Origin of the sequence: Pontibacterium sp. (assembly GCF_041587635.1) — a bacterium.
Lineage (GTDB): Bacteria > Pseudomonadota > Gammaproteobacteria > Pseudomonadales > Balneatricaceae > Pontibacterium.
In genome coordinates, this window is the sequence record NZ_JBFGYC010000010.1 from 1 (window position 1) to 23,850 (window position 23,850).

Annotated in this window: 16 protein-coding genes and 1 pseudogene; 14 read left to right on the top strand and 3 right to left on the bottom strand. The window is 51.4% G+C overall.

Annotated elements, in window-relative coordinates; all coding sequences use genetic code 11:
• Positions 1-65 precede the first annotated feature (65 nt).
• Together ABYW01_RS01390 and ABYW01_RS01395 are read right to left on the bottom strand one after the other, a co-directional pair.
• Positions 66-2,045 carry a methyl-accepting chemotaxis protein gene (locus ABYW01_RS01390; protein WP_372830750.1) on the bottom strand — a complete coding sequence of 660 codons (1,980 nt, stop codon included), beginning with the start codon at positions 2,043-2,045 and terminating at the stop codon, positions 66-68.
• Between the two features lie 140 nt (positions 2,046-2,185).
• The gene (locus ABYW01_RS01395) at positions 2,186-4,393 is read right to left on the bottom strand and encodes a primosomal protein N' (RefSeq protein WP_372830751.1); all 2,208 of its coding nucleotides are present in this window, start codon (positions 4,391-4,393) and stop codon (positions 2,186-2,188) included.
• A 222-nt stretch (positions 4,394-4,615) separates the two neighbouring features.
• Between ABYW01_RS01395 and rpmE the strand changes: the two genes are divergently transcribed.
• The 3 genes from rpmE to ABYW01_RS01410 all read left to right on the top strand — a co-directional run bounded on the left by rpmE (position 4,616) and on the right by ABYW01_RS01410 (position 7,018).
• Complete coding sequence (gene rpmE / locus ABYW01_RS01400) at positions 4,616-4,831, top strand: 50S ribosomal protein L31 (RefSeq protein ID WP_372830753.1); 216 nt, start codon at positions 4,616-4,618, stop codon at positions 4,829-4,831.
• A 48-nt stretch (positions 4,832-4,879) separates the two neighbouring features.
• Complete coding sequence (locus ABYW01_RS01405; RefSeq protein WP_372830754.1) at positions 4,880-5,635, top strand: thermonuclease family protein; 756 nt, start codon at positions 4,880-4,882, stop codon at positions 5,633-5,635.
• Positions 5,636-5,752: 117 nt separating this feature from the next.
• On the top strand, positions 5,753-7,018 hold the full coding sequence (locus ABYW01_RS01410; RefSeq protein ID WP_372830755.1) for a malic enzyme-like NAD(P)-binding protein: 1,266 nt from the start codon (positions 5,753-5,755) through the stop codon (positions 7,016-7,018).
• 138 nt (positions 7,019-7,156) lie between these two features.
• Here the strand turns inward: ABYW01_RS01410 and ABYW01_RS01415 are convergent, their stop codons facing one another.
• A complete protein-coding gene (locus tag ABYW01_RS01415; protein ID WP_372830756.1) occupies positions 7,157-9,616 on the bottom strand; it encodes a penicillin-binding protein 1A in 2,460 nt (819 codons plus the stop codon).
• Positions 9,617-9,904: 288 nt separating this feature from the next.
• On the opposite strand from ABYW01_RS01415, the gene pilM reads away from it, so the two are divergent.
• The 11 genes and pseudogenes from pilM to ABYW01_RS01470 form a co-directional block, all read left to right on the top strand.
• The gene (pilM, locus tag ABYW01_RS01420; protein ID WP_372830757.1) at positions 9,905-10,963 is read left to right on the top strand and encodes a type IV pilus assembly protein PilM; all 1,059 of its coding nucleotides are present in this window, start codon (positions 9,905-9,907) and stop codon (positions 10,961-10,963) included.
• A gap of 5 nt (positions 10,964-10,968) precedes the next feature.
• The gene (locus tag ABYW01_RS01425) at positions 10,969-11,112 is read left to right on the top strand and encodes a PilN domain-containing protein (RefSeq protein WP_372830758.1); all 144 of its coding nucleotides are present in this window, start codon (positions 10,969-10,971) and stop codon (positions 11,110-11,112) included.
• A 24-nt stretch (positions 11,113-11,136) separates the two neighbouring features.
• The gene (locus ABYW01_RS01430) at positions 11,137-11,517 is read left to right on the top strand and encodes a PilN domain-containing protein (RefSeq protein ID WP_372830759.1); all 381 of its coding nucleotides are present in this window, start codon (positions 11,137-11,139) and stop codon (positions 11,515-11,517) included.
• Positions 11,514-12,119, top strand: coding sequence for a type 4a pilus biogenesis protein PilO (locus ABYW01_RS01435; RefSeq protein ID WP_372830760.1), 606 nt, complete (start codon positions 11,514-11,516; stop codon positions 12,117-12,119). The genes ABYW01_RS01430 and ABYW01_RS01435 overlap by 4 nt, the downstream gene beginning before the upstream one ends.
• 11 nt (positions 12,120-12,130) lie before the next feature.
• Complete coding sequence (locus ABYW01_RS01440; protein WP_372830761.1) at positions 12,131-12,700, top strand: pilus assembly protein PilP; 570 nt, start codon at positions 12,131-12,133, stop codon at positions 12,698-12,700.
• Between the two features lie 38 nt (positions 12,701-12,738).
• Positions 12,739-14,820 carry a type IV pilus secretin PilQ gene (gene pilQ, locus ABYW01_RS01445; RefSeq protein ID WP_372830762.1) on the top strand — a complete coding sequence of 694 codons (2,082 nt, stop codon included), beginning with the start codon at positions 12,739-12,741 and terminating at the stop codon, positions 14,818-14,820.
• 14 nt (positions 14,821-14,834) lie between these two features.
• Entirely contained in the window at positions 14,835-15,344 is a 510-nt protein-coding gene (gene aroK, locus ABYW01_RS01450) for a shikimate kinase AroK (RefSeq protein WP_372830763.1), read from the top strand.
• A 44-nt stretch (positions 15,345-15,388) separates the two neighbouring features.
• Positions 15,389-16,489: a 3-dehydroquinate synthase gene (gene aroB / locus ABYW01_RS01455; RefSeq protein ID WP_372830765.1), complete on the top strand. Its 1,101-nt coding sequence runs from the start codon at positions 15,389-15,391 to the stop codon at positions 16,487-16,489.
• A 10-nt stretch (positions 16,490-16,499) separates the two neighbouring features.
• Positions 16,500-18,416, top strand: a complete 1,917-nt coding sequence (locus ABYW01_RS01460) for an AAA family ATPase (protein WP_372830766.1) — start codon at positions 16,500-16,502, stop codon at positions 18,414-18,416.
• 198 nt (positions 18,417-18,614) lie between these two features.
• Positions 18,615-23,072: a glutamate synthase large subunit gene (gene gltB, locus ABYW01_RS01465; RefSeq protein ID WP_372830767.1), complete on the top strand. Its 4,458-nt coding sequence runs from the start codon at positions 18,615-18,617 to the stop codon at positions 23,070-23,072.
• Positions 23,073-23,149: 77 nt separating this feature from the next.
• A pseudogene (locus ABYW01_RS01470) lies at positions 23,150-23,749 on the top strand (NAD(P)-binding protein); the annotation flags it as partial.
• Between the last annotated feature and the right edge of the window lie 101 nt (positions 23,750-23,850).

Consider the following 23,850-nt stretch of genomic DNA (forward strand, 5'->3'; position numbering starts at 1 on the left):
AATTGTTAAGCCCCAATACCGAGCTTGAGTGGTCTATTGCAGACCAATCATTCTAAGTGACGGATTCAGACGGAAAAACGCCCTAATAAGCGTTGCTGTTGCTGGGCGAAATTGAGCAGTTCACGGCTGCCACTCGCCGCTTGGTCAGCACCTTGTGCGGTTTCTGCTGCTGCGCTGTTGATTTCGGTGAGTGTACGGCTGACCTCTTCCACTGCGGAGGTCTGCTGTTGAGCGGCCTCGGCAATCTGTGTATTCAGCTCCCGGATGTAAGAGATGGCGTGATTCATCGCATCCAGTGCTTCTTGTGAGGTATTGGCGTGATCAACACATTGCTGTGCCTGTGTATAACTTTCATTCATCACGCTAACCACACGACGGATACTGGATTGCATGTTATCCACCATCGACTGGATCTCTTGTACCGAATTCTGTGTACGGCTGGCCAGCTCGCGCACTTCATCCGCCACCACCGCAAATCCGCGACCATGATCACCTGCTCGAGCGGCTTCAATCGCCGCGTTCAGGGCCAGCAGGTTGGTGCGTTCAGCGATGTTTTCGATGGTGGTCAGGATGGATTCGATCTCGTTACTGAAACCGGCCAGCTCCTGGCTCGCACCTTTGGCCTGATCGATACCACTGGCCTGTGTTTCGATACTTGTCAGGGTATTGGATACCTGCAAATTCACATTACGCGTGAGGTCTTCGCATTCGCGGACAGCATCCAGCGTTGTATTACTGTGGCTGGCCACTTCGGAAACACTGCTTTCGAGTTCGGTGGCGGCAGCGGCGGTGAGATCCAACTGAGAGCTTTGCATGCTCATCGACTGTGTGGCCTGCTGGCTGATGGAAGCATTCTGCTGAGCGACGTCAGACAGACGCACAGAACCGGTGGATATCTGTTCGAGAATGTCTTTCAGGCCCAGTGTCACTGCATTCAGCGATGTGCCTAAGTCGCCAAACTCATCCTTACGCTCCTGATCAAAGCTGACCCGGAGGTCGCCCTGTTGCAGCTGAGATAGTCGGTCACGAATTTCAGCCAGAGGTTTACGGAAGGTGTTAATGGTGAGCAGTGCGACGACCAGCGCAACCACAATAGAGCCTGCCATCAGACCCAGAATCAGTAAACGACTGAAACTGATGGTCTGATTAGCTTCGGTACGCGCTAGTTCTGCATGGGCACGTGCATTGGTAATAAAGCGGTCTACGGCTGCCCGGGAATCCTTGATCAGGGAAGCGGTCTGGGCCAGATCTCTATCCAGAGTATTACCTACGGCTACACGCTGACGGTAAAAGGCGACCAGGCCCGTATCGCCATACAGGTTCAGTTCTAAGTCGTCGATCAGTGTGCCGATTTGTGTCGCTTTCTTCTCAAGTGCGACAAACTCATTGTGGGATGTTCTCAGCTCTCCCTGCGTATCTTTCAGTGCTGAATTGAGAGTGGATAGGTCGCGTGAACGCATGTAATTGATCAGCTGAAACTTATGCGCACTCAGAGCTCGGGTCATCAGACGTGCTTTAATCATGCCGTCGAAGTTCTCTCCCTTACTTAGGAAGCGCTGGCTCCATGATGTCAGGGCATCACTCAGGCCTTGAAACTTGATTTGCGCTTCGACGATACGCCGATCGAGGATCAGACGCTCTTTCTGCTCTTTGATAACGTTCTTGGCGACGACTGAGAACTGCTTGCTGAGAGTTTCTATCTGTTCGAAAGAGGCACGTAACTCAGGATCATTTTCCACAAGCGGACGCATCTGCTGCAGTTCTTGATTGAAGCGTTTTACCTCAGTTTCAAAGACCTTTCTTTGGTCATTGAGGTCCTTGGCGTTCTGTTGAGCCAGTGCTTTGAACAGCGCTTGATTGGCTTCTTGCAGATTCACCAGCTGCTCAAAACTGGCAGACAAGGTGGGTAACGCATCTTCGGTGACGTTGTTAAGTTTTGCGTAGATATTGTTGTTACTGAGCAGACCTCCGCTCCCAACAACTGCAATAAATAGCACCATAATGGCGAAACCCAGAGCAATTTTCTGGGTAATACTCAGCCTCATAGCATCCCTCGTTCTCTTCTTATTCTACTTTTGGGTAGAGGCAAGCATAGTTACAGAATGGTCAATATGTAAACCAAAGAATTAAGTAAAACCCCGTATTTCTTTGTAAATCGACCATATGGATTACATTGCGTGTCGAATTAGAAGGTGTCTACGGGGTCTACGTCGATGGACCAGCGCACTTTGCGAGCTTCTTTCGTTTGCTCTAAATAATGGGTCAGAGTATCCAGTAATTGGTGCAGGTGGCGGCGGTTGTCGCCTTGAATCAACATCTGCGCACGGTGCATTCCCGCACGCTTTTCCATGGGCGAAGGAAAAGGCCCCAGCCAGCGCACGCCTGCCGGCATCAGAATATCCGTTTCCATCTGTTCGCGAATCGCCCGAAGAAATGCTTCGGCCCGGCCGCTACCATTAGCTTCCGCGCGCACTAAGGCATAGTGAGTGAAAGGCGGCAGCTGCGCTTGTTGACGCTGAATTAACTCTTGTTGGGCAAACGCGTAATAACCCATCTGAACCAGATGTTGTAGGGTGGGGTGATCCGCCTGGTTAGTCTGCATCACCACTGAACCGGGGTGATCTGCGCGGCCCGCACGACCTGCGACCTGTAGAATAAGCTGGGCAGTACGTTCCATACCTCGAAAATCAGCGCTAAACAGGCCACTATCAGCATTAAGAATGGCGACAAGGGTGACTTTCGGGAAATGGTGCCCTTTGGCGAGCATCTGTGTGCCAACCAAAATACAGGGATCTCCCGAGTGAATCTGGGCCATCATTTTGGCCATCGCATCTTTACGCTGGGTCGTATCGCGATCGATGCGCAGTACCGGGATATGAGGAAATAGTTTCTGCAGTGTGTCTTCGGTGCGCTCTGTTCCGGCTCCGACGGGCTTTAGTTGGTCGCTGCCACAGTTCCCGCAACGCGCAGGAATAGGGGTTTGCTTATCACAGTGATGACAGTGAAGGTGCGGGGGTGAACGGTGCAGCGTCATGTTCGCATCACAGCGATTACAGTCAGCAATCCAGCCGCAATCATGGCAGCTCAGGGTTGGGGAGAAGCCTCGTCGATTGATAAAAACCAATGCCTGAGTCCCTTTTTCGAGTGCCTGGCCGATCCTTTTAATCAGTGGTGTAGATAATCCCGATTGCAGGTGTGTATGGCGGGTATCGAGCAACTCAAACGAGGGCGCTTTGGCCTTTCCGGCACGTTCGGTCACGCGCAGCCACTGGTAGCGACCTTGCTGAGCATTGTGCAGGGTCTCGAGAGAGGGGGTTGCGCTGCCAAGTACCACGGCAACTTGTTCACGCTGTGCACGTAATACCGCGAGGTCTCGTGCGGAGTATCGATAACCGTCCTGCTGCTTAAAGGACGCATCATGCTCTTCATCAACGACAATAATGCCGGGTGCACGCATGGGTGTAAAAATCGCGGAGCGGGTACCGATGATAATGCGCGCTTCGCCTTCCCGGGCATCCAGCCAGGCATCCAGCCTCTGACGATCACTCATATTGGAGTGCAACGCGACAACTGGCACGTTAAAGCGTTGCTTGAAGCGGGTCACCGTTTGCGGTGTGAGTCCGATTTCAGGTACCAGTACCAGTGCTTGCTTGCCCCGACTGAGTTGCAGCTCTATGGCTTGCAGGTATATTTCGGTTTTGCCTGAGCCAGTGACGCCTTCCAGCAAAATGGGGGCGAAACCATCACTATTATTGATCGCTTCCAGTGCGGTTCTTTGTTGTGCATTGAGCGTCAACGGGGCTTCATGTAACAGATCTTCGGTACGTTCCGAGTTGGCATGGTGCGGGTGATGAATAAAGCGCTCTGCCAGTGCCTTTTCTTCCAGTGGTTTGAGCAGTTCAGGTCGATAGCCTTCTGCCCGTATAGCATCGGTACTGATGCCCTGCGGATGCTTAATTAGCAACGCCAACATCGCTTGCTGTTTCTTCGCCTGCTTGCCTGCATCTTCAGGCACCGCGCCTTCGCATGCGCGCCATAAATGCTCGTGCGCATATTCACAGGCATTGCCCTTGCGCAGCATGACGGGCAGTGCTTGCGCCAGCGCATCTCCGATCGGATGTTGATAGTAACTTGCGGCCCAGCGTGCCAGATCCATCAGATGAGCGGGTAGAGGTGGTGTGGCGTCCAATACCTCCAACGCCGCCTTTAGTTTATGAATAGGGAACTCAGAGTGATCACTTACGTCCAATAACATACCGATCAGCTGGCGATTCCCAAAAGGCACGCGTATACGGATGCCGGGTACTAACGTCTGTGGATCGAGACCGGCGGGTGGCAGATAGTCGAACACCCGACGCATCGGAGTAGGCAGGGCAAGTCTGAGAACGACCATCGGATCTGTTTTACCTGAATATAAAGAAGCGCTTTAGTGGAGGGCTAAGTCTAGGGGCTTTTCTGTTAAGAATAAACGGCCTCGATGATTGCGGTGGTCAGGCAGTGTGCGTATAATCCGCGACCTATTCTCACGGCGTAGGCTTTTGCGTGCGCTAAAATAACCGGTGCGGTGCTTGGCAAAGTTGACCAAGTGGCGGCACGTCAATTGAGGTTTTTTACGATGAAAGCTGGAATCCACCCAGAATACAAAGAAATGTCTGCAACCTGTTCTTGCGGTAACGTAGTGAAAACACGTTCTACTCTGGGTCAGGACATGCACCTGGACGTATGCTCCGCTTGCCACCCGTTCTACACTGGTAAGCAGAAAGAAGCGACTACCGGTGGTCGTGTTGACCGCTTCAACAAGCGTTTCGGTGCTCGCTCTCTTACGAAGTAATCGATGCTTCGAGCAGCTTCAAGAAAAGCACTCCTTTGGAGTGCTTTTTTGTTTCTGGTCATTACGCCGGCGTTTGCGGCGTGCCCCATACCGGACACGGTTCAAAAGGTCCGTGTTGAAAAAGCCTTTGATGGCGATACCGTGCGACTAAGCTCTGGCCAATCTGTCCGCTTAATCGGCGTGAATACGCCGGAGATGAACTACAAGCGGGGTAAGCCGGAAGTCGGTGCACTGGCTGCAAGGCAATTTGTTCAATCCCTCCTTTCTGATATTTCTTCCATACAGCTCGGCACTCAACCCCGTGATCGATATGGTCGTACGTTAGGGCACCTTTTTCTTCGTGATGGTCGAAGTTTGGAGGAATTGCTGCTGAAGCAGGGGCAGGGGTATTACCTGGCGATCCCACCCAATGTGTTGCTGCAAGACTGCTTGCGGGCCGCTGAGCGAGAGGCGCGAGAGCAAAGTCTTGGTGTGTGGCGTAACGGTCGATGGCCTCAAGATGCGACAGATCTCAACCCCGGAACGACGGGCTTTGTGATTTTGCGCGGACAGATTACGAAGGTGAGTCGTTCAAATAAAGCGTGGTATCTGGAGCTTGATAATCGTATTGCGCTTAAGCTTGATGCTGATGTATTAGTGCTATTTGACGATGCACACAAGGCCCTTATTCGACTTAAGTCCAGACTGGAAGTCCGGGGCTGGTTAATTGATCGTAGCCGCTATTCGTCGGTGAAGAAAAACCGCTACAAGCCTTTGTTTATCAATGTTTCCCATCCCGATCATCTGCAGTTTTTGACTGACTAATCAAAAGGTCCAATTGTATAAATTTTGACTGGCAGGATAGGCCCACTGGTTGTGGGGCTGTGGGCTTTTCTATATGATGCTGAGTTCGTCTTTTGTTAACTATTTGGAACAGCAGCCATGTCTCAAGATATGAAACAAGCCGCACTCGATTACCACGAGTTCCCGCGTCCGGGTAAGATCAGCGTAGAGTTGAGCACCTCCGCTGAATCTGCGCAAGACTTGGCATTGGCATACAGCCCTGGTGTGGCTGAGCCGGTGCGTGAAATCGCGAAGGATCCTGAATTAGCGTACCGTTACACTGCGAAGGGTAACCTGGTAGCGGTAATAACCAACGGTTCCGCGATCCTGGGTCTGGGCGACCTGGGTCCTCTGGCATCTAAGCCAGTTATGGAAGGTAAATCCTTGCTGTTCAAGAAGTTTGCCGGTCTGGATTCCATCGATATCGAAGTTGACGCTGAAAGCCCACAGGCTTTCATTGATACGGTTGCCCGTATCGCTGAGACTTTTGGTGGTATCAACCTGGAAGACATCAAAGCACCTGAGTGTTTTGAAATCGAGCGCGTTCTGATCGAGCGCTGCAACATCCCTGTATTCCATGATGATCAGCACGGTACGGCTATCGTAACGGCTGCTGGCATGATCAATGCTCTGGAAATTGCAGGTAAAGAACTGTCTGAAGCAAGCATTGTTTGCCTGGGCGCTGGTGCTGCGGCTAACGCATGCATGAAGCTGCTGGTAAACATGGGTGCGAAAGTAGAAAACATCTACATGCTTGACCGTAAGGGTGTGATCCACTCTGGTCGTGAAGAGCTGACGCCTGAGAAAGCGGCGTTCGCAACCGAAACTGATAAGCGTACTCTGGATGACGCGATTGACGGTGCTGATGTATTCGTTGGTCTGTCCGGTCCTGATCTGCTGTCTGCTGAACAGCTGGCTAAAATGGCTCCAACTCCGGTTGTTTTCGCATGTGCGAACCCGGATCCAGAGATCCGTCCAGAACTGGCTCACGCTACCCGTGATGACGTTATCATGGCAACGGGTCGTTCTGACTTCCCTAACCAGGTTAACAATGTACTGGGCTTCCCATTCATCTTCCGTGGTGCGATGGACGTTCGCGCGTCTGCAATCAACGAAGAGATGAAAGCGGCAGCGGTACGTGCTATTGCTGAGCTGGCGAAAGAACCTGTGCCTCAGGAAGTATTGGATGCGTACGAGCTGGACTCTCTGGAGTTTGGTGCGCAGTACATCATTCCTAAGCCAACTGATACTCGCCTGCTGGGTGCTGTATCTGGTGCGGTTGCTCAGGCGGCAATCGATAGCGGTGTAGCGCGTCTGCCTCTGCCAGACCACTACCCACTGACGACTGCAGCTGACCTGAAGTAATCAGGACAGATATGCTTTGAAAAGCCCGGCTTCGGCCGGGCTTTTTTGTGCCTGCCGTTTTGCGTAATTCGCTTCCGTCTGTCTTCAGGTACAAAAAAGCCAGCACTCAGGCTGGCTTATGTTTGTTTGCGTTCTGGATCAGAAGATATCTTCCGTCTCACTGCCGCCCTGCTGTTTGTCTGATTGAGCGGCCATCTCTGTAGGCGCATCATCTTCGCGGAAATACTCGAACAGGGCATTGCTCTGGCCGGGGGTGGCGAGCAGTCCTGTTTTAGGGTCTATCTTGACGCTTACGATGCCTTCAGGGGGAACCGGGGCGCTCTCCGGTTGGCCCTTCAGCGCAATACGCATGTAGTCGATCCAGATTGGGAGTGCTGCTGTGCCGCCGAACTCCTTGCGGCCTAACGTCTGAGGTTGATCAAATCCAACCCAAACCGTGGTGGTCAGGTTGCGGTTGAAGCCTGAGAACCAGGCATCTTTTTGGTCGTTTGTGGTACCTGTTTTTCCCGCCAGATCGTTGCGTTTCAATACCAAGGCGCGTCGAGCCGTACCCCGTTTGATGACATCCTGCATCATGTTGTAGATCAGGTAGGAGGATTGTTTATCCACCTTACGTTCCGCCAATGGTAGCGAGGTAATCTGCTGGCCGGGTAGTGTGACGACGGGTGGTTGTTCGGGATCGACGAACTGGCAGTCTTCACACACTGTGGCGGGTTTCGCTTGGTAAATCAGATTGCCTTCGCTGTCTTCAATGCGCTCGATGAAATGTGGTGAGACGCGGTAACCGCCGTTTGCCAGTATCGCGTAACCCTGTACTACTTGTAGCGGAGTCATATCCGCACTACCGAGGGATAGTGATAAATTATGCGGCAGCTTGTCTTTGTCGAAGCCAAAGTTTTCCAAATAGCCCAGTGTGTTTCTGATGCCGATCTGGCGCAGGATTCGGATAGATACGAGGTTGCGGGATTTAAACAGCGCTTCACGCAGTCGGGTTGGGCCGTAGAATTTCTTGCTGTAATTTTCTGGGCGCCAGTTGGATTCCAGTTGGTCGTCATGGAATACCACGGGGGCATCATTGATCAGTGTTGCTGGCGTATAGCCGTTTGCCAGTGCCGCCGTATAGATAAATGGCTTAATGTTGGAGCCTGGCTGGCGAATCGCCTGAGTAACACGGTTGAACTTATTGTGGTGGAAATTGAACCCGCCTACCAAAGATACAATCGCGCCATCTTTAGGGCTGATTGAGATGAGCCCACCTTGAACGGATGGTACTTGGGTCAGATGCCAAACTTGCTGTGGTGCTTCTGTTGCGGGATCTTTGGCTTTCTTCTTGGTCTTCTTAGCTTCGGCTGTGCGTAACTGAATGCGGACCAGATCACCGAGTTTGAATGCATCAGCGGCTTTTTTCAGCTTGGCACCCTGACGATTGGCTGTTTTGTATTCGCGTGCCCAGCTGAGTTGCTCCCAGTGAACGGTGACACGGTCACCGGTTTTACGCAGTACTTCGATGTTTTTGTCTTGCAGGCCAACAATGATTGCGGGCTCTATATCGCTGACATTGCCAACCTTGTTCAATGTTTTAAGCAGGCTCTCTTCATCCTGTCGCTCAGCTTCGGAGAAGTTTTTTTCCGGGCCGCGGTAGCCGTGGCGCTCGGTATAGGCCAGCAGGCCTTGCTGCAACGCCTGGTTTGCCGTTGTTTGAAGGTCGCTTTTTACGGTGGTATAAACCCGATAACCTTCGGTGTAAAGCGTTTCTCCGTACTCGCTGAAAAGCTTGCTGCGGACCATTTCCGCGATGTATTGCGCGTCTACTTCAATGTCTGCGCCGTGGCGGTATGCGCTGAGCTCTTCGGTGCGGGCATCTTCATACTGCTGATCATCAATGAAACTCAGCGTATGCATCCGTTTGAGGATCCAGTTACGTCGTTCTAGTGCGCGTTTAGGGTTGGAGATCGGGTTGTTAGCAGAAGGTGCTTTAGGCAGGCCTGCAATCATCGCGAGCTGTGCGATAGACAGCTCACTGAGATCCTGACCGTAGTACACGTTTGCAGCGGCTTGGATGCCGTAGGCTCGGTGGCCAAGGAAGATCTTGTTCACGTAGAGTGCAAAAATCTCTTCTTTACTCAGCTCTTGCTCAATACGCAGTGATAGCAGTATTTCTCGAAACTTACGATCAAAGGTGCGTTCGCGTGTCAGGAAGAAGTTCTTCGCCAGCTGCATGGTGATGGTTGAGCCACCGCTTTTGATATGGCCGGATGACGCAAGCTGGTATGCGGCTCGGGCCAGGCCTTTGATGTCGATGCCGTTATGTTCGAAAAAACGGCTGTCTTCGGCTGCCAGCAGAGCATGGACGAAATGCGTCGGGATCTGTTCGTAGTTCACCGGGGTGCGCTTGTTTTCGCCGTACTCGGCAATCAGCTTTTCGTCTGTGCTATAAATGCGCAGAGGCGTCTGGAATTTTACGTCACGCAGGGTGCCAACTTCTGGCAGATCCTTTGAGAAATGCTTATAAGCGACAAAGCCGCCTACAGCGCCCAGCAGCGCTGCGACGACGCCGAATGCGAACAGATACTTAAACAGTTTTTTTATGGCGCGCATGCTACTGTATTTTCAAGAAATTATATTATATGCCGCTTATTATACTGCTACTGGTTCATCACTCTACCGACAATTTGATTTATTTCAGTCAAATTGATTTTAAAGTCATTTAAAATGTGGGGTTCGCTGACCTTTTGCGTTACAGCAGGTATGCTAAGTATTCATACAAACGTTTGGCGCCAGTAGCGGCTTAGTCCTGAAATATGGACTACAGTTAGCGACGAATATCAGTGGTCTGATGGCGATAGCGCCGTTCAGGTGAATTTGGCAAGGATAAGGATTGACCTAGTGTTTGCTCTTTTTGGAAAAAAAGATGCTGGTCTGGTCGGGGTGGATATTGGTTCCTCCTTCGTCAAACTGGTTGCTCTTACTGATCATTCCGGCCAGTTTACGCTGGATGGTTATGCTGTGGTGCCTGTGCCGCCCGCGGCTGTCATTGATGGCAATGTACAAGATGTAGCGCAGGTGTCGGAAGCGGTCGAACGTGCGGCTAAAGTTGCCGGGACGAACCTGAAGAAGGTTGTTGTTGCTGTTCCCTCTTCCGCCGTTATCAGTAAATCCCTCACCATCAACGACTCTTTCACTGAAATTGAGCTGGAAGAGCAAGTCAAACTAGAAGCTGATCAATTTATCCCCTATCCGCTAGATGAGGTCGCTATCGACTTTGAGGTTAAGGGCGTATCCGAACATAACGCTGACTTTAATGACATCCTGGTCGTTGCCTGCCGTCGTAGTGACGTCGAAATGCGAGAAGATGCGATCAACGGTGCAGGCCTTAAATGTGACGTTGTTGATGTAGATACTTATGCCGTCGAGCGAGCGTTTGCTCAGCTGGAAAATAAGCCCGATAGCGATGAGTTGGTAGGGATTGTCGATGTGGGGGCGGCAACGCTGACCCTGAACGTTTTTCACAATGGTCAGATTGTATATAACCGAGAACAGGCGTTTGGTGGAAACGAGCTGACAAACAGTATTCATCAGCACTACGGTATCCCTCTGGGTGAAGTGGAGCAGAAGCTTCGACAGGGTGAACTGAATACTGAAATTCAGCAGTTGTTTGTGTTGCCGTTTCGCGGCAATGTTGCGCAGCAAGTATCCAGGGCGTTGCAGTTCTTTTACTCATCGGGTGTGCATAATGAACTCAGTCGTCTCTATGTGATGGGCGGAACCGCGGCGATTGACGGCATTGCGGAGCAGATTGAGCAAGAGATCGGTGTGAAAACGCTGACGGCGAATCCTTTTCAGCAGATGAAAGTCAGTAGCAAGGTCAGCGGTGAGCGGTTAGCGGCAGACGCCTCATCGCTGGTGAAAGCTTGTGGGTTAGCTATGCGACCGGTTGGGGAGTAAATCTTATGGCACTGATTAACCTCCGACCTTGGCGCGAAGAACAGAAAGCCGAGCGGCAGAAAAAGTTTGTTACCAATGTGGCTGGCGCTGCGATCTTTGCAGCGGTTGTCGTTCTGGGTATCGGTTACTACTTTGATATGCAGACTTAGCGGCAGCAAAAGCGTAACCAGTATATGAAGGTCGAAATTGCCAAGCTTGATCGTTTGCGCAAAGACATTAATGACCTGAAAGAGAAGCGGGGACGGTTGCTGGATCGCCTGCAAGCCATTCATGAGCTGCAAGGCAATCGGCCGGTTATCGTGCGTAACTTTGACGAGCTGGTCAGGGTGTTGCCGGATGGAATTCACTATACGTCACTGATACGTCGAGAGTCGGTCGTCAGTGTGACGGGGCTGGCCAAAGACAACATGGAAGTCTCCACGCTGATGCGGAATCTGGATCAGTCACACTGGTTTGGTGAGCCGAACCTGAGTCAGGTGGACAGTAAGCAGGGACTGAAGAACTTCAGATTGACTGTGAAGCTGGAAAAACCACAGGCGGAGGCTGAAGAATGAAGGCTGATGGTCTGAAAAGCGCTTTTAAGGGCTTTGATGTTAATAATCTGGACTTTGCAACTGCAGGTAGCTGGCCTGTTGGTGTTAAGGCGATTACTTATTTGCTGGTCTTTGGTGCGATTCTGGCTGCGGGTTTGCATTTTTATGTAACCGATAAAACCAATCGTCTGGATCGGGAAATTCGCAAAGAAGTTGAGCTGAAGCAGGTGTATGAAGCCAAGTCCTTTGAAGTGGCCAATCTAGATGCACTGCGTAAGCAGATGGCCGATGTAGAAGGCCGGTTTGCTGAGATGTTGCGCCAGTTACCAACCCAAAATGAAGTGCCTGGCTTATTGGATGATATCACCCGTATCGGGCGTGAAAGCGGATTGGATATAGAGCTGATCGAACTGCAGGACGAAAAAAAGAGTCAGTTTTACATTGAGCTGCCGATTAAGATTACTGTGGGTGGTACTTACCATCAAATGGGGCAGTTTGTTAGCGGTGTGGCTGCGATTCCACGTATCGTGACGTTACACGATTATAAAATAATTCCGGCGGAGAACGGGCGTTTGCAGATGAATATCAGCGCCCGTACGTATCGCTATGATGACACTCAGTAGGTGATTTGAGGATGCTGTTAAGAGTATCGTTGATCGCGGTTATAAGCCTGTTTGCTTCAGGTTGCATGGTCTGGGTTGAAGATAAGAGCGATCTGGAACGCTTTGTCAATAAAACCCGGGCGAAACCCGCTGGAAAAATTGAGCCGCTACCGGAGTACAAGCCCTATCAGAGCTTCGTGTATGAGGGCGCCAGCTTACGTGAGCCATATGTGCCCCTGCAGCCCATGCAGGCGGTTGGCCAGTTGGCCGAAACTAAGCGCGAAAACAAGAATGACCTGAAGCCGGATACGGCGCGTCCGAAAGCCTATCTTGAAGAGTTTTCTCTGGATGATCTGGTTATGGTGGGTACGATTACGCGCCGGGGCAAGGACAAACTCTGGGCTCTGATTAAAGATGGGGAACGGGCTGTGCATCGGGTGAGTGTCGGTGATCACATGGGGCTGGATTACGGAAAAGTTGTCGCCATTGATGAGCGCAAGGTCGAGCTGGTTGAAATCGTGTCAAACGGGCGCGGTGGTTGGATGAAGCGACCACGCGTTATTGCTCTGGAAGAGCGTGGCACAGAAGCTAAGAAGAGATAAAGGATCACTAAGTGGCTAGATTAAATCTTGGAAAACAGATGCTGAAACAGTCTTTCAGTCATTTGGCAGGTCTCTGTCTTGCACTGCTGATGCTCAGTGTCGCTTCGACGGCATCCGCCGAATTGTTACTGAAAGAAGCCAATTTTGTGGCGTTGCCTGGGAAAAAGGTCGAGTTACGTTTTGACTTTGATGCCCCGCCGCCGTTACCCAAAAGCTATCAAATTGACCGGCCCTCACGGATCGTCATGGACCTTTGGGGTGTGACCAGTGATCTGGCAGAGAAAAACCTCGCAGTGGCAACGGGCGTTGTCAAAGGTGTGAGCTTTGCTCAGGTAGAAGGGCGTTTGCGCATTGTGACGAACTTGTTTGAGTCCGCAGGTTATCGTGCGTTTACAGATCAGAACAGCTTATTTGTGGTAATCGGAGAGGGGGATGCGACGATTACACAAAAGCGCAAACCCACTAAGCTGGAGCAGGCAAAAGCGGCTGCGAACCCGGATGCCAAGCCTGATCCTGATACGACCCGTATTACCGGTATCGACTTTAAACGGGTCGAAGAAGGTATGGGGCGCGTCGTGATCAGTTTATCTGATGATAAGGCGGGTGTAGATATTCAGGAAGAAGGCAATAACGTCGTCGTAAATCTATTGGGGGCAAGTTTGTCACGGGCGCTTGAACAGCGCGTAGATGTACAGGATTTTGCGACACCAGTTTTGTTTATTGACTCGATGGGCGCGGGCGAGAACACGACGGTACTGGTGAAGCCTGGTGCTGAACCTTATAACTATCTGGCGTATCAAACAGGGACCCAGCTTGTGCTGGACTTTAAACCGGTCACTGAGCAGGAAAATGATGAACGTCAGAAAGAGCTGTTTCCATACAGCGGTGAGCCCATCGACCTGAACTTTCAGGATGTAGAGCTGCGTTCGGTGTTGCAGATTATTGCCGAAGTGGCAGAGCTGAACTTGGTTGTCAGTGATGAAGTTGAGGGGAACATCACTTTGCGCCTGAAAAACGTCCCTTGGGATCAGGCATTGGATATCGTGTTGCGCACCGAAGGCTTAGATAAGCGAGTGTTGGGCAATGTGTTGTTGGTGGCTAAAGCGGAAGAGATTGCGAAGCGCGAAGAGCAAGAGCTGGAAAACAGTAAAAAGATCGAAGAATTAGCCCCTTTGCAAACGCAGTATATTCAGGTGGATTTCCGTAAGGCATCTGAAATGAGAACTCACCTTGAGGATGCCAAGCTGATCACACCGGAGCGTGGTTTTATCATGGCCGATGATGAAACCAATGTGTTGATGGTGCGGGATACAGAGAAAGCGCTGCAGGAAATCCGTAAAACATTGCGTAAATTTGATGTAGAAGTCCAGCAGGTCCTGATTGAGGCTCGTTTGGTGACAGCGCGTTCGTCTATTACGAAAGACTTGGGGGTGAAATGGGGTTTTGGCTATGAAGATATTGACAACGGGAAGGGCATAATACTCAACAACTCTATTGGCGGCGTTGATTTTGCGAACCCACCAACAACCGCAGGCTTGGCGGTTGACCTTGGAGCAACGGCCCTAAATCCGACGTCTTTTGCAATTGGGATTAAGCCCGGTGCCAGCTCTTTATTGGCATTGGAGCTGTCTGCGTTGCAAAGTGATGGTCAGGCGGAAATTATCTCGCAGCCTAAAATTGTGACAATGAATGGCAAAACCGCCAGCATTGAATCCGGTCGGGAGATTCCGTTTCAGACCGTCGAAGACGGTGAGGTTAAAATTGAATTTAAAGATGTTGTGCTGCGTCTTGAAGTCACGCCTCGTATAAATCCGGGTGATCGTATTGCGATGGATCTGCTGATCAAGCAAGATTCCCTTGGAGATACGACATTTAACGGCCAGATCACTATCGATAACAACGAACTGGTGACATCCGTTGTCGTGCCGGATGGTCAGACAATCGTGCTGGGCGGTGTATTTCAGAACGAAACTTCGGAAACAATTAACAAAACACCTTTGCTAGGAGACCTTCCGGTACTTGGCAATCTTTTCAAGAACAAAGAGAATACAGGTGTGAAAACGGAACTCCTGATCTTTATTACACCTAAATTGATTCGAGAGTCCCTGAGCATTAACTAACGGACTTACGTGAATTGAATATATTTTTGGTAGGACCTATGGGCGCTGGTAAAAGCACCATAGGTCGTTTGCTTTCTCAGGAACTTAAACTCACCTATATCGACTCTGATCGTGAAATTGAAGATCGGGCCGGGGCTGATATTCCCTGGATTTTTGATGTTGAGGGTGAAGACGGGTTTCGGGATCGTGAAGAAGCAGTGATCCGCGAGCTTTGCGAGCGCAACGATATTGTGTTGGCCACCGGTGGCGGGGCAATCCAGCGTGAGGCGAACCGCACCTGTTTGCAAGCCTCGGGTTATGTGGTCTATCTGTGCACGTCTGTTGAGCAGCAATTGGAGCGAACAGCGCGGGATAAAAATCGCCCATTGTTGCAGACCGAAGATCCTGAGCAGGTGTTGCGAGAGCTGTTGGAGCGGCGTGATCCGCTTTATAGAGATGCTTGCGATCTGCTTGTGCGTACAGATAAGCGCCATCCGCGTTCTGTTGTGACTGAAATAATCCGCAATTACCAGCAGCGTATCTAACGCTGCCGCATCTATTAGAGCCAGACCCAACTATGAACAATGCAATGAAAACACTGAATGTGGACCTTGGTGAACGCAGCTATCCGATCTATATCGGCGAGGGTTTGCTGGATCAGGGACTGATGTGTCAGCACATTCGTGGTAAGCAAATATTGATTGTTACCAACGAAACAGTGGCGCCGCTCTATCTGGCGCGATTGCAGGCGAGTCTGGGTGATCACTATCAGGTTGATACTGTAGTACTACCCGATGGTGAGCAATACAAAGACCTGGCGCAGATTAATACCATCTTTGATCGCTTGCTTGAATGTCGTCACAACCGCACGACCACGCTGGTTGCGTTGGGGGGCGGTGTCATTGGTGATATGACAGGCTTTGCTGCGGCCTGTTATCAGCGTGGTGTGGATTTTGTTCAGGTGCCGACAACCGTGTTATCGCAGGTTGATTCATCTGTGGGTGGTAAAACCGGTGTCAATCATCCGCAAGGCAAGAACATGATTGGTGCATTTCATCAGCCGCAGTGTGTTGTGATCGATACCCAGGTACTCAACACCCTGCCAGAGCGTGAGCTGGCAGCGGGGCTGGCTGAAGTGATCAAATACGGACTGATCTACGACGCAGAATTTCTGGATTGGCTGGAAGCGAACATGGATGCGCTCAATGCGCGTGAACCTGAGGCGATGATCCAGGCGATCTACCGTTCTTGTGAGGTAAAAGCAGAGGTTGTTGCGCAGGACGAAAAAGAGTCCGGTATTCGCGCCTTGCTCAATCTTGGGCATACATTTGGTCATGCTATCGAAGCGCATCAGGGCTACGGTCAATGGTTGCACGGTGAGGCCGTGGGTGCAGGTACTATGATGGCGGTAGATCTGTCCCAGCGTTTGGGTTGGATCAGTGATGAAGATGTTGTGCGGGCCCGCAAAATTTTATTGGCAGCAAAGTTGCCGGTTATTGCCCCTGACAATATGACGGCAAAGGACTTTATGGATCTGATGGCTGTGGATAAAAAAGTGATCGACGGTCAGTTGCGACTGGTGTTGCTCAAGCAGTTGGGTGAAGCGGTTGTGACTGCGGATTTTCCTGCTGCGATGTTGGAGCAAACACTGGCGGCTGGAGATCAGCTGGGACAAATAACCAGCGCGTGAGGATCAATCTGTGAGTGGCGGATCTACAGCTATCAATGCTTCCCAAACCAGTGGTTACTTTGAGCCGGAATCCCGGCTGCAACTGGTTGATAAGGTTCGTCACCTGATCCGCTTTTCTGATTTTCTACTTGTGCTGACCGGCGAGGTTGGGGCAGGTAAATCGACTCTTTTACAGCAAATTTCTCCATCATCAGTCGACAGTAGTGTGCACGCGTGTCTTGTTTGCGCAACGTCTGGTTTGTCTGTTGGGGCGCTACTTGATGGTTTGCTGACCCAGTTACCTAGCCATGTAAACTTTCCAGATACCGATCAGGGGCGTCTTGAGGCGCTCAATGAGCAGGTCAAAGTGACACGAGCTCAGGGGCAGCGCTTGCTGCTGATGGTTGATGATGCGGATCTGCTCTCAGATGATGCGTTGGCGTTGCTGATCAATCTGCAAATATCACATGAAAATAATGATGGTACGGCACCCCAGCTGCTCTTGTTGGGTAAGCAGGATCTTGCCGACCGATTAGAGCGGGAAAGTTGGCTGGAGGCGCTTGCCGGTCGGGTGCATCATTTGTCATTGGCACCGTTTAGCGATGCTGAGATGCAGGATTTTATCCGGCAAACGGTACCGGCTGGTTATGCGATGACTGAGAAAGAGCTCAAGACGATGTCTGCTGCTTCAGGTGGATTTCCTGGACGGCTCGGTGATGCTCAGGTTAAACCGCAGAAATCAGTGCCATCCGTTACGGCTGAGCCTGTACCAACGGGGCGTAAAGCATTCCCTTTGCCTCCCTTGCATATGGCGGGGATTGCACTGCTGCTGGTGGTCATTACCGCTGTAGCTGCATGGACTTTCACACCTGAGAATGAGCCCGTGATAACGGTGGATAGCGGAGATGGTCGCGTTCAGGTGCCTCTGAGTCTGTCTGTTCCGGGGAAAGCGAAAGTCGAGGTGGAAACTGAAACGCTTGCAGCGCTGAAAAACCGTCTGGCAGAGCAGGAAGGACGCCTGCAGAAAGACAGCCTGGTAGAACCCGCTAAGGTGGCTAAAGAACGTGAATCTATCACATTGAAACCCAAGGTTTCTGAAAGTGCGGTGGCTGAAGTGACGCCCGAAGTTAAGACGCATCGCGAGCATCTGGCTGCTCTAGGGGCTTCTAACAAGGCTGATTCTCCTGAGGAGAATGCAGGGGAAGAAACATTAACGCCGGCGGTGAATTCTAAGCCTGTTCAAACTGCAGTGTCTGATGCTGGCGTCGATAAGCAGAACGCAGCTATCCGTCAAAAAGAGCCGGAAGTTGTCGCTCCTGTTTCTCCTAACCCTATCGTTCCAGTTGCCCCTGTTGTTGCTAAGAAGTCACAGGGTGATCTACAGGGGAGTGATAAGACACCAAGCGTGATATCTAAAGAGAGTCGAAAGCCGGACAACTTTGCGGACATTGGCGCAAAGGCTAAACAACCTGAGACAAAACAGGTTGTGGTTCCGCAGCCAGTCAGCAAGCCTGCGGATAAACCTCTGGTTGTTGAGCGGTCGGCACCAAGAGCAACAGACTCTATCCCTGCGATAAGTGCGCCGGAAACGATTACTGAGAAGCCCGTTGCAGCGATAATAAAAGATAAGGTGCCGAGGACTGCGCGTATTCTGGCGGATGAAAAGGTATTGCTCGCACTGCCTGCTGCCAATTACACATTGCAGTTGTTGGGTGCGCGCGAAAAAGAGAGTATCGAGCGGTTTCTGCAGGCTTACAGTCAGCTAGAGGGGCTGAGGTCATTCGCTACCATGTTTAAAGGTAAACCTTGGTATGTGGTTGTATATGGCTCGTTTTCAGACCGAAAACAGGCGATTGCTGCGGTAAAAACACTGCCTGCACGGTTGAAAAAGCAACGTCCGTGGGCGCGTAGTATGAAGGGAATTCATAGCGATATAAATAAAAGATAATCCTTTATAAACAACAGGTTATCCATTTGTTAGGAGGGGGTTGGTGGTCTCTCCGGCGCCTCTCTGCTTGTCTAAAATTTGTTCTTCCCCGCCTTGGTGTGTAAAATAGCCGTCCCTTTTTGTCTGCACTGCGCAACTGCAGCATGAGGGCGGATTAAATAACGTCTTGATTATAAAGAATTTTTTGAGTGAGGGCTTATGAGCAAGGGTCTTTATCGCCCCGGCGAGTTCAAGGATAACTGTGGCTTTGGCCTGATGGCACACATGCAGGGTCAGCCTAGTCACGATCTGCTGGAAAAAGCGATTGAAGCACTGGCATGCATGACTCACCGTGGCGGTATCGCAGCTGACGGTAAGACAGGTGATGGTTGTGGCCTGTTGATGCAGAAGCCGGATAGCTTCCTTCGTACCGTGGCACAAGAAGAGCTGAATGCCGAGCTGGGTGAGCAGTACGCTATTGGCATGGTATTTCTTCCACGTGACGCCACTTCCGCTCAGACAGCTCGCGATGCAGTCAATGCAGCGCTAGAAGCTGAAGGTCTGGGTGTAACTGGCTGGCGTGTTGTTCCAACAGATGATAGCTGTCTGGGACCGATCGCTAAGGATACCTTGCCTCTGATCGAGCAGGTCTTCATCGCAGATGGCGGCAAAACCGCACGCGAATTTGCAATCAGTCTGTACGTATCTCGTCGCAAGGCTGAGATCGCAATGTCCACAGAAGAAGATTTCTACATTGCGAGTCTGTCCGACAAAGTTATTTCCTATAAAGGTCTGACGATGCCGGTTGACCTGCCAGTGTTCTTCAAAGATCTGGCAGATCCTCGTCTGGAAACAGCGGTGTGCACATACCACCAGCGTTTCTCTACGAATACGGCCCCACGCTGGCCGCTGGCACAGCCATTCCGCTTCCTGGCCCACAACGGTGAGATCAATACCGTTGACGGTAACCGCAATTGGGCGAAGGCACGTGCCAAAAAGTTCAAGACCGATTTGCTGCCTAATCTTGATGAGCTGCAGCCAATTGTAAACACCACCGGTTCTGACTCCTCTTCCATGGATAACATGCTGGAGTTCCTGTTGGTGGGTGGTGTGGATATCTACCGTGCTGTACGCATGATCGTTCCGCCAGCATGGCAGAACGTAGATACCATGGATTCCGAACTGCGCGCTTTCTACGACTACAACTCCATGCATATGGAACCGTGGGATGGTCCTGCCGGTATGGTAATGACCGATGGTCGTTACGCGGTATGTATGCTGGACCGTAATGGTTTGCGTCCTTCCCGTTGGGTGATGACTAAGCAGGGTTATATCTGCACCGCATCCGAAATCGGCGTATTCTCCTACGAGCCCAAAGACATCGTAGCTCAGGGCCGTGTCGGACCAGGACAGATTTTGGCAATCGACACCGCTAAGGGTGAAGTGCTGCATACCGAAGACGTAGACAATCGCCTGAAAAAGGCGCAGCCATATAAAAAGTGGCTGAAAGAGAATGCGCTGCGTCTGGAACAGACCATGAACCTGACCGAAGAGTCGCGCTCCTTCCGTGAAATGTCTGCGGATGAAGTAAAGACTCACATGAAGATGTTTCAGGTAACATTTGAAGAGCGAGATCAGGTCCTGCGTCCACTGGGTGAAACCGGTATGGAAGCGGTGGGTTCCATGGGTGACGACAAGCCAATGGCTGTGTTGTCCAGCCGTGTGCGCTCCGTCTACGACTACTTCCGTCAGCAGTTTGCGCAGGTGACTAACCCGCCAATCGATCCGTTGCGTGAAGCGATTGTTATGTCTCTGGAAACCTGTATCGGTGCCGAGCGTAACGTATTTGAAGAAACGCCAGAACATGCACGTCGTGTGATTCTGACCACGCCTGTTCTGTCTGCCAGCAAATTCCGCCGTCTGCGCGACAACGATATTGAAGGCTTTGAAGTTGAGATCATCGATCTGAACTACAACCCAGACGAAATCTCGCTGGAAAAGGCGATTGTTGCGATCGCGGATCAGGCCGAACATGCCGCTCGTAACGGCAAAGTTATTCTGGTGCTGTCCGATGCGGCGATTGCCCGTCACTGTCTGCCTGTTCACGCGGCGATGGCGACTGGTGCGGTACACCACCGTCTGGTAGAGAAAGGCCTGCGTTGCGATTCCAACATCGTTGTGGAATCCGGTACCGTACGTGACCCACATCACTTTGCAGTGCTGTTTGGTTTTGGTGCGACGGCCGTATATCCATATATGGCTTACCGTGTGCTGAACGACCTGTGCACCAGCGGTGAGTTGACGCTGGATCCTCTGGATTCACACGAGAACTACCGTAAAGGCATCAACAAAGGCCTGATGAAGATCCTGTCTAAGATGGGTATCTCCACCGTTGCATCTTATCGCGGTGCGCAACTGTTCGAAGCCATTGGCTTGAGCAGTGAAATTGTTGATCTGTGCTTTAAAGGCGTGGCAAGCCGAATTGAAGGTGCTCGTTTCGAGGACTTCCAGTTTGAGCAGAGCCTGCTGGCAAAAGAAGCCTGGACTGCGCGTAAGCCAATTCAGGCAGGCGGCCTGCTGAAGTACAAACACGGTGGCGAATACCACGCATATAACCCTGATGTGGTACGTACCATCCACGAAGCGGTTGAGTCCGGTAACTACTCGGATTACCAGAAGTATGCCGATCTGGTTAATAACCGTGGTGTTGCTACCCTGCGCGACTTGCTCTCCCTGCGTAAAGATGTGAAATCCATCTCGCTGGACGAAGTTGAGCCGGTAGATAATATCTTCAAACGTTTTGATTCCGCTGCGATGTCTCTGGGTGCTTTGTCTCCAGAAGCACATGAAGCACTGGCGGTAGCGATGAACGAGCTGGGCGGTCGTTCCAACTCGGGTGAAGGTGGTGAGGATGAAGCCCGCCACGGCACCATGAAGCGCTCCAAGATCAAGCAGGTGGCTTCTGGCCGCTTTGGTGTGACACCAGAATATCTGGTCAACGCTGAAGTTATGCAGATCAAAGTTGCGCAGGGTGCGAAGCCGGGTGAAGGCGGTCAGCTGCCAGGTGGTAAAGTAAATCAGCTGATTGCACGTTTGCGTTATGCGGTGCCGGGTGTCACGCTGATCTCTCCTCCACCACACCACGATATCTACTCTATCGAAGACTTGGCGCAGCTGATCTTCGATCTGAAGCAGGTTAACCCTGAAGGTCTGGTCTCCGTTAAGCTGGTTTCCCGTCCGGGTGTTGGCACCATCGCGTGTGGTGTGGCTAAAGCCTATGCGGATCTGATTACGATCTCGGGTTACGACGGCGGTACTGCTGCATCGCCACTGACCTCTATCCATCATGCCGGTTCTCCTTGGGAGCTGGGCTTGTCAGATGCTCACCAGTCTCTGCGTGGCAACCACTTGCGTGGTAGCGTGCGTCTGCAGACAGATGGCGGTCTGAAGACTGGTCTGGATGTGGTTAAAGGCGCAATTCTGGGTGCAGAGAGCTTTGGTTTCGGTACGATGCCGATGGTCGCGCTGGGTTGTAAATACCTGCGAATCTGTCACCTGAATAACTGTGCGACCGGTGTTGCAACTCAGAACGATAAACTGCGTGATGATCACTTCCGCGGTACCGTTGAAATGGTTAAGAACTTCTTCCGTTTCGTTGCAGAAGAAGCACGTCAGTGGATGGCTGATCTGGGTGTTCGCACTATGGAAGAGCTGGTCGGTCGTGTTGACCTGCTGGAAATTCTGAGCGGTGAAACCAGCAAGCAGAAAAATCTGGATCTGGGTCCGATCATCAGTGATGGTGGCGTACCGGCTGAGTATCCTCAGGTTTGTCAGGTTGAACGCAATCTGCCATACGATCCAGCTACGCTGAACCAGCAGATGCAGGAACTGACTCAAGTTGCCATCGAAGGTAAACAGGGCGGTGAATGGTCGTTGAATATCACCAACTGTGACCGCTCTGTCGGTGCCCGTACTTCCGGTGCCATTGCAAAAGTGCATGGTAATCAGGGTATGGCGGATCAGCCAATTACCTTCAAGTTCAAAGGCCATGCAGGCCAGTCCTTCGGTGTTTGGAATGCCGGTGGTCAGAACCTGTATCTGGAAGGTGATGCTAACGATTATGTTGGTAAAGGCATGGCGGGTGGTAAGGTTGTCCTGCGTCCATTCGACGAGGTGACCTACAACTCGAACGAAACCTCCATCATGGGTAACACCTGTCTGTACGGTGCTACTGGCGGCAAGCTGTTCGCAGCAGGCTGTGCCGGTGAGCGTTTTGCAGTACGTAACTCCGGGGTTCACGCCGTTATCGAAGGTGCTGGCGACCACTGTTGTGAGTACATGACCGGTGGTCTGGTCACTGTACTGGGTGGCACAGGTTACAACTTCGGTGCAGGCATGACCGGCGGTTTTGCCTACGTACTGGATCAGGAAAATACCTTTGTGGATAACTACAACCACGAGCTGGTTGAGATCCACCGCATCCATACTGAGCAGATGGAAGCGTATAAAAACCACCTGCGCTCTGTGATCACAGAGTTTGTTGCAGAGACAGGCAGCGCTTGGGGTCAGACGATCCTGGATGACTTTGACGACTATATCGGTCGTTTCTGGCTGGTGAAACCTAAGGCTGCAAGCCTGGGTGATCTGCTGGACAACATGCGCAGCCGTCCTGAGTAATAGCGTCAGGCGTTTTTATTAACAGGTAAAAGAGTAACGAGCGCCTGCCAGAGCAGGCGCCCAGATGAGGTGGGAACATGACTGAGCGTTTACACAACGATTTCCAGTTCCTCGACGTGTCCCGTGAAGGACCGAAAAAGATTGAGGCTGAAGTTCGTAAACAAGAATTTGCCGAGATCTACGAGCCGTTTGCTGAAGAAGATGCGTCCGACCAGGCACACCGTTGCCTGGAGTGTGGTAACCCGTACTGTTCATGGAAGTGTCCGGTACACAACCATATCCCTAACTGGCTGAAGCTGGTTTCGGAAGGCAATATTATTGAAGCGGCTAACCTGAGCCATCAGACAAACTCTCTGCCGGAAGTGTGCGGCCGCGTTTGTCCTCAGGACCGCCTGTGTGAAGGGTCTTGTACTCTGAACGACGGTTTTGGTGCTGTAACGATTGGTTCAGTTGAGAAATACATCACTGATACCGCGTTTGCGATGGGCTGGAAGCCGGATATGTCCGAAACTCCAGAAACGGATAAAGTCGTTGCGATCATCGGTGCAGGTCCTGCGGGGCTGGGGTGTGCAGATATTCTGGCTCGCAACGGTGTTAAACCTGTCGTTTTTGACCGTAATCCCGAAATCGGTGGTCTGCTGACCTTTGGTATTCCAGAATTTAAGCTGGAAAAAAATCAATCTATCGACTGGCGAGCGGCCGCTTTACCTCGAAACCAGTCGCTCAGGTGCTAGAATTTGCAGCGAACTGAGAGGCTGCTATTGACCCAAAGCGGACG

What these genes read in the sequence shown, in the direction of transcription:
- gltB (WP_372830767.1), top strand. Translation starts at nt 18,615, where the DNA reads ATGAGCAAGGGTCTTTATCGCCCCGGCGAGTTCAAGGATAACTGTGGC.
- ABYW01_RS01435 (WP_372830760.1), top strand. Translation starts at nt 11,514, where the DNA reads ATGAAGGCTGATGGTCTGAAAAGCGCTTTTAAGGGCTTTGATGTTAAT.
- aroB (WP_372830765.1), top strand. Translation starts at nt 15,389, where the DNA reads ATGAAAACACTGAATGTGGACCTTGGTGAACGCAGCTATCCGATCTAT.
- ABYW01_RS01430 (WP_372830759.1), top strand. Translation starts at nt 11,137, where the DNA reads ATGAAGGTCGAAATTGCCAAGCTTGATCGTTTGCGCAAAGACATTAAT.
- ABYW01_RS01395 (WP_372830751.1), bottom strand. Translation starts at nt 4,393, where the DNA reads ATGGTCGTTCTCAGACTTGCCCTGCCTACTCCGATGCGTCGGGTGTTC.
- ABYW01_RS01415 (WP_372830756.1), bottom strand. Translation starts at nt 9,616, where the DNA reads ATGCGCGCCATAAAAAAACTGTTTAAGTATCTGTTCGCATTCGGCGTC.
- rpmE (WP_372830753.1), top strand. Translation starts at nt 4,616, where the DNA reads ATGAAAGCTGGAATCCACCCAGAATACAAAGAAATGTCTGCAACCTGT.
- ABYW01_RS01425 (WP_372830758.1), top strand. Translation starts at nt 10,969, where the DNA reads ATGGCACTGATTAACCTCCGACCTTGGCGCGAAGAACAGAAAGCCGAG.
- ABYW01_RS01390 (WP_372830750.1), bottom strand. Translation starts at nt 2,045, where the DNA reads ATGAGGCTGAGTATTACCCAGAAAATTGCTCTGGGTTTCGCCATTATG.
- pilQ (WP_372830762.1), top strand. Translation starts at nt 12,739, where the DNA reads ATGCTGAAACAGTCTTTCAGTCATTTGGCAGGTCTCTGTCTTGCACTG.
- ABYW01_RS01410 (WP_372830755.1), top strand. Translation starts at nt 5,753, where the DNA reads ATGTCTCAAGATATGAAACAAGCCGCACTCGATTACCACGAGTTCCCG.
- ABYW01_RS01440 (WP_372830761.1), top strand. Translation starts at nt 12,131, where the DNA reads ATGCTGTTAAGAGTATCGTTGATCGCGGTTATAAGCCTGTTTGCTTCA.